This window comes from Arthrobacter antibioticus, from assembly GCF_030063205.1.
Lineage (GTDB): Bacteria > Actinomycetota > Actinomycetes > Actinomycetales > Micrococcaceae > Specibacter.
Window position 1 is genome coordinate 255,044 of the sequence record NZ_JASISQ010000005.1, and the last position, 14,444, is coordinate 269,487.

Genomic DNA, 14,444 nt, shown 5'->3' on the forward strand with positions numbered 1-14,444 from the left:
TAAAATCGACGTACGGTCTGCGAGGAGCGTGTATTAAGCACCCCGCGCGGGCGTGAGTATGCACACTTTTGTGCCTGCATACCACTGAATTTGCGATCAGGCCGTAAGCTATTAGCTACGGGTTTGTAGTTTCCCGTAATGTGGTGTGCCTAAAATTTGCGCACTGAATAGATTTGTTTGACGAATTTCGGGGCCAAGCTAGGGCGCCGCACCAATCGTAAGGGTTTCACCATGGCCAACAGTTCCCGTTCCGGCGCCGTCCGTAAGCTCAAAAAGGGTCCCATCAAGGGCACAGGCGGGCTTGGCCGCAAGGCACTCGAGGGCAAGGGGCCCACACCCAAGGCCGATGAGCGCACGTACCACAAGGCGTTCAAGAGCAAGGAACTTGCCGATCGTTCGGCGGCCAAGCGCACCGGCACCAGTAACTCCCCGCGCCGCAACAGCGGCCCCAAGGGCAAGGCCACGGAAGAGCTCGTGACGGGGCGCAATTCGGTGGTTGAGGCACTGCGCGCCGGTATTCCGGCCAAGGCGCTGTACGTTGCTGTGCGCGTTGACATGGACGAGCGCGTCCGCGAATCAATCAAGCTGGCAACGGAGCGCGGCATCCCGCTGATGGAAGCGCACAAGCCCGAGCTGGACCGTCTCACTGAGGACGCCATCCACCAGGGTCTAGTCCTGCAGATTCCCCCGTATGAATACGAAGATGCCGTGGATGCGGCCAGCGAGATCATGGCCAAATGGAAAAAGGGGCACATCTCCAACGCCCCACTGATCGTTGCCCTTGACGGGATCACCGACACCCGCAACTTGGGTGCGATCATCCGTAGCGTGTCGGCCTTCTCCGGTCACGCCGTCATAGTCCCCGAGCGCCGCAGCGCAGGAGTCACGGCGGCAGCCTGGAAAACAAGCGCCGGTGCAGCTGTGCGCGTTCCCGTTGCCAAAGCCCCCAACCTGAACCGTGCCATCGGTGCGTTTCAGAAGATGGGCTTCTTTGTGCTTGGGCTCGACGGCGATGGCGATATTTCGCTGCCAGCGCTCACTTTGGCGCAGGAGCCTGTCTGCATTGTGGTTGGTTCAGAGGGCAAGGGCCTGTCCCGTTTGGTGCGCGAGAACTGCGACCAGATTGTCTCCATCCCGATCGATTCAGCCATGGAGTCCTTGAACGCTTCCATGGCCGTGGGCATCAGCCTGTACGAGATCTCGCGTCAGCGAGCGGTCTAGGCATAACCATGGCAGTTACAGTTATCGAGGCTATAAGTAGCCTGGGGGCTGCTCTGTCGCGACATTTTCCGCTAGGCATCAGTTCAATCCCCAGCGAACATGGCTCGACGGCGGCCAACGTGGCAGTTTATGCCCCTGCGCACCGCGACGTGGTGCTGTGTTTCCAGCCTCCCGGCGGGGTGTGGAAGGCAGTTCAACTCCCTGACAAAACCGATGGAGTCCACCACGGTCTTGTTGCAAACATCCCCGTGGATAGCCGCTACGGCTTCTATACGGACTTTGCCGCTACGCAGGAAGAAATGCTGCTGATCGATCCCGAAGCGGTGCAGCTGCTGTTGGATCCTTACGGGCACTACATTGTCCAGGAGGATTCTTCAGGAGGTGATAGCAGGTACCTCTCGGTGCGCATGGATTCTGACTTTGACTGGGGCACAGTCACACGCCCCAACACCCCGAGGCGTGAAACCATTTTCTACGAAGCCCATGTTCGCGGGCAGACAATGCTGCATCCGGACGTGCCCGAAGAGATCCGCGGCAGCTATGCGGGTATGGCGCACCCCGTCATGATCAAGCACCTGCAGGACCTGGGTGTGACCGCCGTCGAACTTTTGCCCATTCACTTTCATATTGACGAACCGCACCTGCGTGAAACCGGAATGAGCAACTACTGGGGCTATAACACCCTAGGGTTCTTTGCCCCGCACGTAGAGTATGCCAGCGCCGGCGCACGCGCATCAGGTCCGGCCGCCGTGCAGGCTGAGCTCAAGGGCATGATCAAACTGCTGCATATGGCAGGCATTGAAGTGATCCTTGATGTTGTGTACAACCACACGGCCGAGGGCGGTCCCAACGGGCACACTTACAGCTGGCGCGGTTTGGCCGAAGAGCAGTATTACCGCCAGCGCGACGGCGAATACTATGACACCACCGGTTGCGGTAACACCTTGAACTTCGGCAATCCGCACGTGATCAAGATGGCAATGGATTCCCTTCGTTACTGGGTGCAGGAGTTCCATATAGACGGTTTCCGCTTTGATCTGGCCGTCTCGCTAGCCCGCGACGGTGTGCATGAGTTCACCAACCAGCACCCCTTCCTGCTGGCGGCAGCCACTGACGGCGTACTGTCCTCAACCAAGCTCATTTCCGAGCCATGGGATGTTGGCTACGGCGGCTGGCAGACAGGGAATTTCCCGACGGGTTGGGCCGATTGGAATGACTCCTTCCGCGATACTGTGCGTGAGGTGTGGCTCACCGACAGGGCAGCCATGCTTGATGGTTACCACCACAATGGACTGGCCACTTTCGGTGACGCCCTGGGCGGGTCCAAAGAGTTATTTGCCTCCTCGGGGCGTAGTTCTTTGGCCTCGATCAACATGGTCACGGCGCACGACGGTTTTACGTTGGCTGACCTGACCGCGTACAACGAAAAGCACAACCTGGATAATCAGGAAGACAACCGTGACGGCACGGACAATAACCGCAGTTGGAACCACGGGGTTGAGGGCATCACCAATAACCCGACAACGCTGGCCCAGCGCGCCCGAACCAGCCGCAACCTGATGGCCACCATGCTGCTGGCCATTGGTATTCCCATGATTACCGCCGGGGATGAGCTGGGGCGCAGCCAGGGCGGAAACAATAATGTCTACTGCCAAGACAACGAGATCGCATGGGTTGACTGGAGCATGGATGAGGAGTCCAAAACCATGCTGGCGGCCACCACCCGCCTGATTCAGATTCGCAAGGATTTCCTTGCCGCCCAGCCAAGCAGCTACCCCACACGTGGCGGGCAGTCCTTCATTCACTGGTTTGGTGCTGACGGCCTGCCCATGACCGGGGACCGCTGGACGAATCCGCATGAACGCGTGCTCACCATGCTTGTTGGTTCACCCGATGGCACAATTGACGGGCTGATCATCTTCAACACCGGTGTCACCGACGAGGAGGTTATCCTGCCCGCCAACCCGCGCTTTGACCCGGCCCCTGTTGGCGATTCGGAGGCGCCTGTGGAGGAAGGAACGGATCTTTCCGTCAGTAGCCCCTACATGCTGCGAATGACAACAGAGGCTCCCTCTCATACGGACGACGGCGAGCCCACCTTCCGCCTACCCCGTTCCCTCCCGCTGTTCAAAGCAGGAGAGCCGGTACGCGTCAACGCTAATACGGTTCAGCTCTACAGCAACAAACTCCCCGAGTCTTAGTGCGGCACTGAGCAGTTGGGCTGCGCCGCGACGCTGCGCTGCGCTGGCCGTTGGGCTGCGCTGGCTCCGACGCTGCGCTGGCTGTTGAGGTTGGAGATGATGACACCCATCGTTCCTCCGGGTTGTCATCATCTCCAACCTCAACAGCGCGTGGGGTGCAACGGCGCGTGGGGTGCGCAGGGGGAGTGGGTACGGTTCGGGGCTTACGCTGTCGCGATGAGCCCCAACTCGGCCGAATTGGCCAGTGCTTGATGCCGAGGCAGGATCTTGACGCCGTAGCCAAAGTTCCCTGACCGGTCAATGAGCAGATCGGCGCAGAACAAGTAACGCCCGGGGCCGTTCTCCTGGGCTGCTTCAAGTATCAGTGTGCGCGTGTCCGTGAGTTCATCGGACTCTCCGGCAGTTCCATACACCACGCTGACCTGCACGTCTTCGGGGCTCAGCCCGGCCAAGTTCACGCCAGCACGGACCTGCATGGTCTCACCGATTTGAGGTTCATCCACGAGCCCGTGCGATTCCACATGCTCAACGTGTACCCCGGGCCACGCCTGGCGTATCCGCTGGATCCAGGCCGCGAACTCTGTGGTTGCGCCGTAGCCGTCAGCCTTAGCCAAACGCCCTGCTTCCGCCGCCGGTTGGTAGAGACGCTGCACGTATTCGGCCACCATGCGGTTGGCTGAAACTTGCGGGCCCAACGCTGACAGGGTGTGCTTGATCATGGAAATCCAGTGCGAAGGCAGAGCTCCCTGACCAGGCTGAGAGGGACCTGCGGCTCCGGCAGCGGCGGCCACTACTTCGCCGTAGAACCGGGGTGCAACCTGGTTTTCAAGTAGCTCATACAGTGCTGCGGCTTCAACATCGTCGCGTTCCTCATCACTGGTGCCAGTATTTGCTGTGGGGATCGCCCAGCCGTTTTCGCCGTCGTACATTTCATCCCACCAGCCATCCATGACGGAGAGATTCAGGGAACCGTTGATGGCGGCTTTCATGCCCGAGGTGCCGCATGCTTCCAGCGGCCGCAGCGGGTTATTCAGCCAGACATCGCAACCCGGGAAAAGGGTCCGGGCCATGGCAATGTCGTAATTGGGCAAAAAGACTATCCGGTGGCGCACCTCGGGATCGTCTGTGAACTGGACAAGGTCCTGAATCATTTTTTTACCGGCGTCGTCGGCCGGGTGCGATTTGCCGGCAATGATGATCTGGATCGGATGCTCGGAATGCAACAGCAGGGCCTTGAGCCGGGCAGGATCGCGAAGCATCAGGGTCAACCGCTTGTAGGTGGGCACGCGGCGGGCGAATCCAATGGTCAGGACATCGGGATCCAGCGCATTTTCCGTCCACGCCAGTTGGGCATCCGCGGCGCCGCGTTTTTTCCACGAAGAACGCAGACGACGCCGGGCATCCACTACCAGCGCGCAGCGCAAACGTCGACGCAGCGCCCACACATCTTCATCGCTAACGTCATACACCTTGGACCAATCCGGCCCATCCAAAACATCAGCTCCAAAGCGTTCCCGGGCCAGTGCGGCCAGCTCCGGATCCACCCAGGTGGGCACGTGGACACCGTTGGTGACAGAGGTGATCGGAACATCCGCCTGATCAAAGCCTGGCCAAAGCCCTGCGAACATACCGCGGGAAACCACCCCGTGCAGCTTCGCTACGCCATTGGCGCGCTGAGCCAGGCGGAGCCCCATGACCGCCATGTTAAAGACGTCGTGGTCGCCGCCTTCATAATTTTCAGCGCCCAGGGACAGGATCTGCTGCACAGGAACACCGGGTGCCAGTGCTCCGGCAAAGAAGTGCTCAATCATGCCGCGGGGGAACCTGTCGATGCCTGCCGGGACGGGAGTGTGCGTGGTGAAAACCGTTGACGCGCGGCCAGCTGCCAGTGCTTCATCCCAGCTCAGCGCCCGCTCCGTCACAGCAGGGTCCATCAATTCGCGGATACGTTCGATCCCCAGGAAGCCGGCGTGGCCTTCATTGGTGTGGAACACTTCCGGGGCGGGCGTGCCGGTCAACCGTGCATGGACGCGCAGGGCTTTGACCCCGCCCATGCCCAGGAGCAGTTCTTGGGTGAGGCGGTGATCGCCCCCACCGCCGTACAGCCTGTCAGTGACACCGCGGGCAGCGTCGTCATTCTCGGCAACATTTGAATCCAGCAGCAGCAGCGGCACGCGGCCCACATCGGCTCGCCAAATATGGGCACGCAGCACCCTGTCATCGGGCAGTGGGAGCTGGATTTGAATGGGTGTGCCATCATCTTCACGCAATAAAGTCAGCGGCAAGGCATCCGGGTCAAGCAGCGGGTAGCTCTCCTGCTGCCACGCGTCTTTGGACAAGGACTGCTTGAAATAGCCTGCCTGATATAAGAGTCCGACGCCGATCAGCGGCACCCCCAGATCGGAGGCGGACTTCAGGTGGTCACCGGCCAAAATGCCCAGTCCCCCAGAGTACTGGGGGAGGACCTCGGTGATACCAAACTCGGGGGAGAAATAGGCAATGCAAGCAGGCGCCTCTGCACCCAACCCCTGGTACCAGCGGGGTTCGCTGAGGTAGGTTTCCAGGCTGGTTTCGGCAGCGGCCACGCGGGCCACAATCTCGGGGTTTGTGGCCAAATCCAGCAGCTGCTCACGAGACATTGCCGCGAGCATGGCCAGCGGATCGTGACGGGAAGTTTCCCACAACTCCGGGTTGAGGAATTCAAACAGGGCCCGGGTTGGCAGGTGCCAGGACCAGCGCAGGTTGGTGGCCAGGCGGGTCAGCGCGGAAATTTCCGTAGGGATGACGGTGCGGACGGTAAATCTGCGGATTGCCTTCATGCCGGTCACATTAGCTCAGTTTTTACCCATCACGTCAGTGGAGTGTGACTAATTGTCCATTCATTACGCGGTGCCGGTGGACAAAGAGCGTTTATTGCTGGTGTGTGACGGCCAATCCGGGGGATATGGCAGAAAACCTTAGCAATCTGGGCGCGGACTCGCTAACGTCTAGTTTGTGAGTACTTCCAAGCCTTCGCGTAATGTGCCAACCACAGCAACCGCCCCGGCGGATACTGCCTCATCGGCTGAGACCGCTGGTTCCCGGGCGGACGGTGCCGCTAGGGCAGACGCTGCCGCCAGGGCGGGCGCTGCAACTGCGGCGCCGGATATCAGATCCGGTTTGCGTTTTGGGCGGATACCCATCACCAACATCCAGCCCGTACTTGAAGGTGGCAGATTCCCTGCCAAGGGCGTGCGCGGCGCCGATGTTCGCGTGAGCGCGGTGGTGTTCCGTGAGGGCCACGATGCTCTGGGCGTCACCGCGATTCTCATTGCCCCAGACGGCAGTGAAGTCCAGCGCACACGGCTGAAACCGGGTGCCAAGGGTACCGACTCGTGGGAAGGTGTCCTCACCCCCGCCCACGAAGGTGACTGGAGTTTCGCCATCGAAGGATGGAGCGATCTGTACGGGACTTGGGCTCACAACGCCACTGTGAAGATCAACGCCGGGGTTGATGTTGAGGTGATGTTGGCTGAAGGTGTGCTCCTGCTCAGCGACGCTGCCAAAGCTGCCAAAGCAACCGCACCCGAGGCGGCAACAGTATTCAAAAAGGCCGCCCACACAGTGGCGGATTCGTCCCTGAACATCAATGACCGCTTGGCCGCCGGCACCAGCGCTGCGGTGCGTGCCGCCGTCGTACATTTCCCACTGCGTGACCTCGTGACACGCAGCGAATCCTTCCCGCTGAAGGTTGAGCGCGATGCGGCCGGGCGTGGCGCATGGTACGAGTTCTTTCCGCGGTCGGAAGGGGCGATCCGTCATCCCGAGACCGGTGAATTCACCAGTGGCAACTTCCGCACAGCTGCCCGCCGGCTGCCGGCGGTTGCGGCGATGGGCTTCGATGTCATTTACCTGCCGCCCATTCATCCCATTGGCAAGGTCAACCGCAAGGGCCCGAATAACTCTTTGACTGCGGGGCCTGCGGATCCGGGATCTCCGTGGGCCATTGGTTCGGCTGAGGGTGGCCATGATGCTATTCACCCGGAGCTGGGTTCCTTTGCCGATTTTGATGCTTTTGTCGCGGCGGCACATGATCAGAATTTGGAGGTTGCCCTTGACCTAGCGCTGCAGTGCGCCCCTGATCATCCATGGGCCACGGCGCATCCGGAATGGTTCACCACACGCGTTGATGGCACTATTGCGTACGCGGAAAATCCGCCCAAAAAGTACCAGGATATTTACCCGCTGAACTTCGATAATGACCCCGTGGGGTTGTCGGAGGAAATCTTGCGGGTTGTGCGGTTGTGGATTGAGCACGGCGTACGAATTTTTCGTGTCGATAACCCGCACACCAAGCCTGTCTGGTTTTGGGAGTGGCTCATTGGCACCATCAACACCGAACGCCCGGACATTGTGTTCCTGGCCGAGGCATTTACGCGCCCTGCCATGATGGCGGCGCTGGGCAGGGCAGGATTCCAACAGTCCTACAGCTATTTCACCTGGCGGAACACCAAGGAGGAACTGGAAGAGTACCTAGTCCACGTGAGCGGCGAATCCGCTGGCTACTTCCGCCCCAACTTCTTCGTTAACACCCCTGACATTCTCACCGAATATTTGCAGTACGGTGGCCCGGCAGCGTTTAAGATTCGTGCTATTTTGGCCGCCATGGGTAGCCCACTGTGGGGAATGTACGCAGGCTTTGAACTTTTTGAACACGTGGCGCGGCCCGGGTCCGAAGAGAACATTGACAATGAAAAATATGAGTACAAAAATCGGGACTTTGCTGGCGCAGAGGCACAGAATAAGTCACTTGCTCCCTTTGTTACGCTGCTCAATGGGATACGGCGTGCCCACCCTGCATTGTTAGATCTGCAGAACTTGACGCTGCATGAGAGCTCCGACCCCGCCACCCTGGTTTTCAGCAAGCACAAAAATATTGCTGCCACAGCGGATGAACCGGCCCGCAAGGACACCATTATTGTTGTCATCAACGTTGACCCGCACAGCATGCGTGAAGGGGAAGTAACTCTTGACCTTGACGCGCTGGAGCTTGATGGGTTGTCTGGCGATGGGACGTTCCGCGTGGATGAACTCATCACCGGTGCCAGCTGGAACTGGAGTAAAAAGAACTACTTCCGTTTGGACGCTCACTTTGAACCGGCCCACATTTTGCACGTTAGGGGTTAAAGCATGTCCTTTTCGCACAGCCACAGCTCATCCGCGTTCAACCTGATTGCACCGGGGCTGGCCCACGACCCGCACTGGTACCGCAAGGCTGTCTTTTATGAAGTGCTTGTGCAGAGCTTTGCCGATGCCAACGGTGACGGTGCCGGCGATTTTTCGGGGCTGATTTCACGCCTTGACTACCTCCAATGGTTAGGTGTGGACTGCCTCTGGCTGCCACCGTTCTTTGATTCGCCTTTATTGGACGGCGGCTACGACGTCAGGGATTTCCGGGCGGTAATGGATGCTTACGGCACCATTTCAGATTTCCAATCCCTGGTGACCCAGGCGCACGAACGCGGAATGCGGATCATCATTGACTTGCCGCTGAACCACACCTCGGACCAGCACCGGTGGTTTAAAGAGTCAAGGGAAGATCCAGAAGGCCCGTACGGCGACTTCTACATGTGGAGTGACACGACTGAGCTGTATGAGGACGCCAGGATCATCTTTGTTGATACTGAAGAGTCCAACTGGAGCTTTGACCCCATTCGACGGCAATTCTTCTGGCACAGGTTCTTCAGCCACCAGCCAGATTTGAACTATGAAAATCCTGCTGTCAAGGAAGCCGTTTTTGATATTGTGCGGTTCTGGCTGCAACAAGGAATTGACGGTTTCCGGGCCGATGCCATCCCATACCTGTACGCAGAAGACGGCACTAACTGCGAAAACCTGCCCAAAACGCACGAATTTTTACAGGATCTTCGGGCCATGGTTGATAACGAGTTCCCTGGCCGGATTATTGTTGCTGAGGCCAATCAGATGCCGCATGAAGTGGTGGATTATTTTGGCACCGAGGAGAAACCCGAATGCCACATGGCGTTCCACTTCCCGATCATGCCCCGGCTCTACTACGCCCTTCGTGATCAAAAGGCCGCCCCGATCATTGAGACCATGGCCAACACCCCGGACATTCCAGCCAACGCCCAGTGGGGAACGTTCCTGCGCAACCATGACGAGCTCACATTGGAGATGGTGACTCCCAGCGAGCGTGAAGCAATGATGGGCTGGTACGCCCCTGACTCCCGGATGCGGGCCAATATTGGTATTCGACGCCGGTTGGCAACTCTGCTGGATAACTCACGGGCCGAAATTGAGCTCATTAACGCCCTGTTGATGGCCCTGCCTGGCAGCCCATTTCTGTACTACGGCGATGAAATTGGCATGGGAGATAACATCTGGCTCGATGACAGGGATGCCTCCCGAACACCCATGCAGTGGAACCCGGACAGGAACGCAGGTTTCTCCAACACTGACCCGGGCAAATTGTTCCTTCCCGTGGTGCAGTCGTTGGTTTACCACTACAACCACGTCAATGTTGAGGCGCAGATGGGGCATTCAAGTTCCTTGCTGCATTGGAATAAGCAAATTCTTGGTGTGCGCAAGACCCACCCGGCGTTTGGGTTGGGCCGCTACGAGAATGTCCCCACCTCGCATGAATCTGTGCTCGCCTTTTTGCGAGTGCTGCCTGTGGGCAATGCGGAAGGAGAGCGTCCGGAAACTATTTTGTGCGTCTTTAACCTCTCCCAAAACCCGGCAGCCGCCATTTTGCATATACCAACATTGTCCGGCAGAGGCCTTCGGGATGTTTTTGGTCATGATATTTTCCCTGGCATTGATCAGGAAGGAAACCTCAGCCTGACGCTTGGCTCATACGATTTTTACTGGCTGCGACTGCGCTCTCAATCCTCCAACGTGCTTTCCACACAAACGCAGGCCATGCCGGTAATTGATGGAACGGAGTACGGGTACTAATGTCCGCGCTCGTTGACCTCTTAGCTCAATGGCTGCCACAGCAACGCTGGTACCCACGCAAGGGTGAGGCGGGCATTGGTGCGCAAATAAATATTGCGGATGTTTTTGAGCTGGACGCGCATGACCTGCAAGTTCGCCTCCTGGTTTTGCTTGTCAGCGTGGATTTTCCGGACGTAAGCACCGGGCTGATACTTCACGTACCGCTGAGTATACGCGGAAATAGCACTGATGTACTAAATGATGTTGGCCCTGAACTTGGGGTCTTTATAGGTGAGGTCAAAGCGGGCGAGACTGAAGCCGGGGCATCTTGGCCGGGTGGGCGCGTGTACGAAGGCTTAGGAGATCCAGCATTTTTGCAGGCGTGGCTGGCGGAGGTTCTTACTTCTAATAGTGTGCCGCGCATAGCTGGCGTTGCTCTTCACATATGGCGCAATCCCTCTCTGGGAGCTCTGGGAGCTCCGGGAGCCCTGGGCGCAGAAAGTGTTGGGCCGGCAACAAACATCCGCTTGGTGCGGAGTGAACAATCCAATACCTCTGTCATATTCCAATTGGGCAACATGCCTCTAATTGCTAAGTTCTTCCGAGTTATCCATCCGGGCGTCCATCCGGAAGTTGAGATTGGTGCGGCTCTTGCCCTCGCTGCACAAGAGGCTGGCGAGGTCAATGTTCCACTGTTGCAAGCGTCCGTGGGGTACGGAGAGTCCAACACCACCCTTTTTGTGATTCACGACTTCATTGCTGGCGCCAAAGATGGATGGGCACTGGCGCTGGAGGCAGCTGGAAAACAATGCGACTTTTCCCAGCACGCCCACGCAATAGGAGCATCCCTGGCCCGCGTTCATGCCGGGTTGCGAAACAGCCTGGGTGCGCGCACCTACGGGCCGAGCGAGAGGGCATCCTTTATTGAAGCGATCTCCACTCGGCTTCAGGCGGCTTGGGCGCAGGTGGGCACCGCCGTCGGGCCCTATGAGGCTGACTTCCAAAACGTCTTAACACAGCTGCGCAAAATAGACACTTTGCCGCCGGTGCAGCGTATTCATGGTGATCTGCACCTAGGGCAGCTCCTGCACAAGGAATCTGCGGGGGAGAGCGGCTGGTACATTCTCGATTTTGAAGGCGAACCGTTGCGTCCGTTGGCCGACCGGGGCCTGCCCGATGTCACATTGCGTGACTTGGCCGGAATGTTGCGCTCATTTGACTATGCCGGGGCGCAAGCCGCAGCCACCGAAGAGGTGACGGCGGCACAGGGCGCACGCTGGTCAAAACAGTGTGCCGACGCCTTGATAAACGGTTATGCGGAGGCCTCCGGTGAGGTCATCGCACGCAACAGTGCACTTTTCGTGGCATTGTGGCTGGACAAGGCCCTGTATGAAATCGTTTATGAAGTGCAAAATCGACCCAGCTGGGCGTGGGCGCCGATTAAAGCTGTGCGGGAATTGCTTGAATCAAGGGAAAGTGGTGTGGACATGGGACTGAATAAAGTAGCCCCGCTTGCTGTCGATGCGGGAGTCTTGGCGCGAATCTCCGAAGGAAGCTATTACGCACCTCACTCGGTCTTGGGGGCACACCTCGACGGCGACGGTTTTGTGACCGTGCGTGCGCTGCGGCATTTGGCGCAGTCCGTTACGTTAGTGACGGGCAGCGCAGAGTTCCCTATGGCTCATGAACACGGCGGTGTTTGGGTTGTTGTGATTCGCGCAGAGAACCCGGGGCATGTCCCTGACTATCGCCTGGATGTTGGCTATGCCCAGGGTGTCACCCGCATGGATGATGCCTACCGCTACATGCCCACAGTGGGTGAATTGGATATGCACCTCATGGCTGAGGGCAGGCATGAGACTCTCTGGACTGTGTTGGGTGCACATGTCCAGCGCTACCACTCCGCACTGGGCGAGGTCTCAGGTGTCAGCTTTGCTGTGTGGGTGCCAGCCGTGCAAGCCGTTCGGGTCATCGGCGAGTTCAATGGGTGGGACGGCCGTGGACACGCCATGCGAAGCTTGGGTAATAGTGGGATCTGGGAACTGTTCATTCCGGATGTCGCTGCAGGAGACCGCTACAAATTTGAAATCCTCACCGAGCAGGGTCAATGGCTGCAAAAAGCGGACCCCATGGCCTATGGAACCGAGGTGCCCCCGCTAACGGCATCTCGCGTGGTTGAATCAAGCTATTCTTTCCAAGACGGCGACTGGATGGCGCAAAGAAGCCAGGTAGACCCGCACAATTCGCCCATGAGTGTTTATGAGGTGCACTTGGGTTCATGGCGTGTGGGCTTGAGCTACGTAGAACTGGCCCGCGAGCTCGTGGAGTACGTCAAATGGCTTGGTTTCACCCATATTGAGCTCATGCCCGTGGCCGAACATCCCTTTGGCGGTTCATGGGGATACCAGGTCACCTCCTACTACGCCCCAACCTCGCGCTTTGGCCACCCTGACGAGTTCCGATTCCTCGTGGACTCTCTGCACCAAGCCGGCATTGGGGTCATCATGGACTGGGTGCCGGCGCACTTCCCTAAAGATGAGTGGGCGCTGGCCAAATTCAATGGTGGGGCTCAGTACGAACACCCAGACCCACGTCTGGGCGAGCACCCCGACTGGGGCACGCTGATCTTTGACTTTGGCCGCAATGAAGTCAGGAACTTCCTTGTAGCCAACGCTCTCTACTGGTTTGAAGAGTTCCACATTGACGGGATACGGGTGGACGCCGTCGCATCCATGCTTTATCTTGACTATTCCCGTGAAGACGGGGCCTGGAGCCCTAACAGGTATGGCGGCAGGGAGAACCTTGAAGCAATCAGCTTCCTGCAGGAAATGAATGCCACCGCTTACCGGCGCAACCCCGGCATCATCACCATCGCCGAAGAATCAACCGCATTCCCCGGCGTGACCGCTCCCACCAGCGGTGGCGGACTGGGGTTTGGGCTGAAATGGAACATGGGCTGGATGCATGACTCGCTGACCTATATGGGTGAAGAGCCCATCAACAGGGGCTGGCATCACAACCAAATCACGTTCTCCCTGGTTTATGCGTTCACGGAGAACTTCCTGCTACCTATCAGCCACGACGAGGTGGTCCATGGCAAGGGATCACTACTTCGCAAAATGCCAGGAGACAGGTGGCAGCAACTGGCCAACTTGCGAGCTTATTTGGCATTCCAGTGGGCGCACCCTGGTAAGCAACTGATCTTCATGGGCACTGAGTTTGCTCAGGAAGCCGAATGGAGTGAACAGTACGGTCTTGACTGGTGGCTGGCCGAGAACCCCGCCCACAGTGCAATCCAGACACTGGTTAGGGACCTGAACAACTGCTATTCCAACACCCCAGCCCTTTATGAGCAGGACAATGTCCAGGCAGGGTTCACCTGGCTCAATGGTGGTGATTCTGAAAATAACGTGGTCTCCTTTGTGCGCTGGGATAAAACCGGCAACCCACTGGTGTGCGTCATCAACTTTGCCGGCCTTGCATATGAGGGCTACCGGGTTGGGCTGCCACAAGCGGGCCGCTGGCAAGAAGTTCTCAACACCGACCTTGAAACCTATGGCGGATCCGATGTTAGAAACACCGGAGAGCTCCAAGCCGAAGAGCTTGCATGGGACGGCCAAAGTGCATCATTGCGGCTGCGTGTACCTCCGCTGGGTGCACTGTATTTGGCGCCTGTTCAGAGGTAGGAACTGTCACTTCGCGTTCACCTGCCAGCCATTTGGTGTTCACGGTCAACAGGTGCTAGAGTTAGTACTCCGCTGAACGAACAGTTCGGATCCGGACCAGACCAAACTAGATAGCCTTGAAAAAAGGCTCGATGGATTGTGTTCAATTTATGAACTTTAGTTGAAATCCTGGATTTGACTTACTGGAATTCATGCGGGTAAGATTGAAAAGTTGCCTCGGCGCTGATCATCGTGAATAAGTTGTTTTGTTTGTGGTGTGTTGGCTGGGTGTGGTTGTTGTTTGAGAACTCAATAGTGTGCCAAGTTTTATTGATACCAATTTATTTATATTGAATTGGTTATTTGACTGTTTGTTGCCGCCCCTGTGGTGATGAATGGTTGTTTAGCTGGTTTCGAATTT

General features: G+C 57.9%; 6 protein-coding genes. 5 read left to right on the forward strand and 1 reads right to left on the reverse strand.

Annotated elements, in window-relative coordinates; translation table 11 throughout:
- Window positions 1–231: 231 nt before the first annotated feature.
- Window positions 232–1,221 (forward strand): 23S rRNA (guanosine(2251)-2'-O)-methyltransferase RlmB, encoded by a 990-nt coding sequence (rlmB, locus tag QMG40_RS12745; RefSeq protein ID WP_283531427.1) that lies wholly within the window; start codon window positions 232–234, stop codon window positions 1,219–1,221.
- A gap of 8 nt (window positions 1,222–1,229) precedes the next feature.
- Entirely contained in the window at window positions 1,230–3,422 is a 2,193-nt protein-coding gene (gene glgX / locus QMG40_RS12750) for a glycogen debranching protein GlgX (protein WP_283531428.1), read from the forward strand.
- Between the two features lie 203 nt (window positions 3,423–3,625).
- Here glgX and glgP read toward each other — a convergent pair whose 3' ends face one another.
- Window positions 3,626–6,241: an alpha-glucan family phosphorylase gene (gene glgP, locus QMG40_RS12755; protein ID WP_283531429.1), complete on the reverse strand. Its 2,616-nt coding sequence runs from the start codon at window positions 6,239–6,241 to the stop codon at window positions 3,626–3,628.
- A 328-nt stretch (window positions 6,242–6,569) separates the two neighbouring features.
- Between glgP and QMG40_RS12760 the strand changes: the two genes are divergently transcribed.
- From QMG40_RS12760 to glgB, 3 genes are read left to right on the forward strand one after another with little or no spacing between them, the layout of a single operon-like run.
- On the forward strand, window positions 6,570–8,588 hold the full coding sequence (locus tag QMG40_RS12760) for an alpha-1,4-glucan--maltose-1-phosphate maltosyltransferase (RefSeq protein WP_283531451.1): 2,019 nt from the start codon (window positions 6,570–6,572) through the stop codon (window positions 8,586–8,588).
- Between the two features lie 3 nt (window positions 8,589–8,591).
- Entirely contained in the window at window positions 8,592–10,379 is a 1,788-nt protein-coding gene (gene treS / locus QMG40_RS12765; RefSeq protein ID WP_283531430.1) for a maltose alpha-D-glucosyltransferase, read from the forward strand.
- Complete coding sequence (gene glgB / locus QMG40_RS12770) at window positions 10,379–14,044, forward strand: 1,4-alpha-glucan branching protein GlgB (RefSeq protein WP_283531432.1); 3,666 nt, start codon at window positions 10,379–10,381, stop codon at window positions 14,042–14,044. Before treS ends, glgB begins: the two co-directional genes overlap by 1 nt.
- Window positions 14,045–14,444: the final 400 nt, after the last annotated feature.

Excerpts from the sequence above, each read along its gene's own strand:
- rlmB (WP_283531427.1), top strand. The coding sequence starts at position 232 with ATGGCCAACAGTTCCCGTTCCGGCGCCGTCCGTAAGCTCAAAAAGGGT.
- glgX (WP_283531428.1), top strand. The coding sequence starts at position 1,230 with ATGGCAGTTACAGTTATCGAGGCTATAAGTAGCCTGGGGGCTGCTCTG.
- glgP (WP_283531429.1), bottom strand. The coding sequence starts at position 6,241 with ATGAAGGCAATCCGCAGATTTACCGTCCGCACCGTCATCCCTACGGAA.
- treS (WP_283531430.1), top strand. The coding sequence starts at position 8,592 with ATGTCCTTTTCGCACAGCCACAGCTCATCCGCGTTCAACCTGATTGCA.
- glgB (WP_283531432.1), top strand. The coding sequence starts at position 10,379 with ATGTCCGCGCTCGTTGACCTCTTAGCTCAATGGCTGCCACAGCAACGC.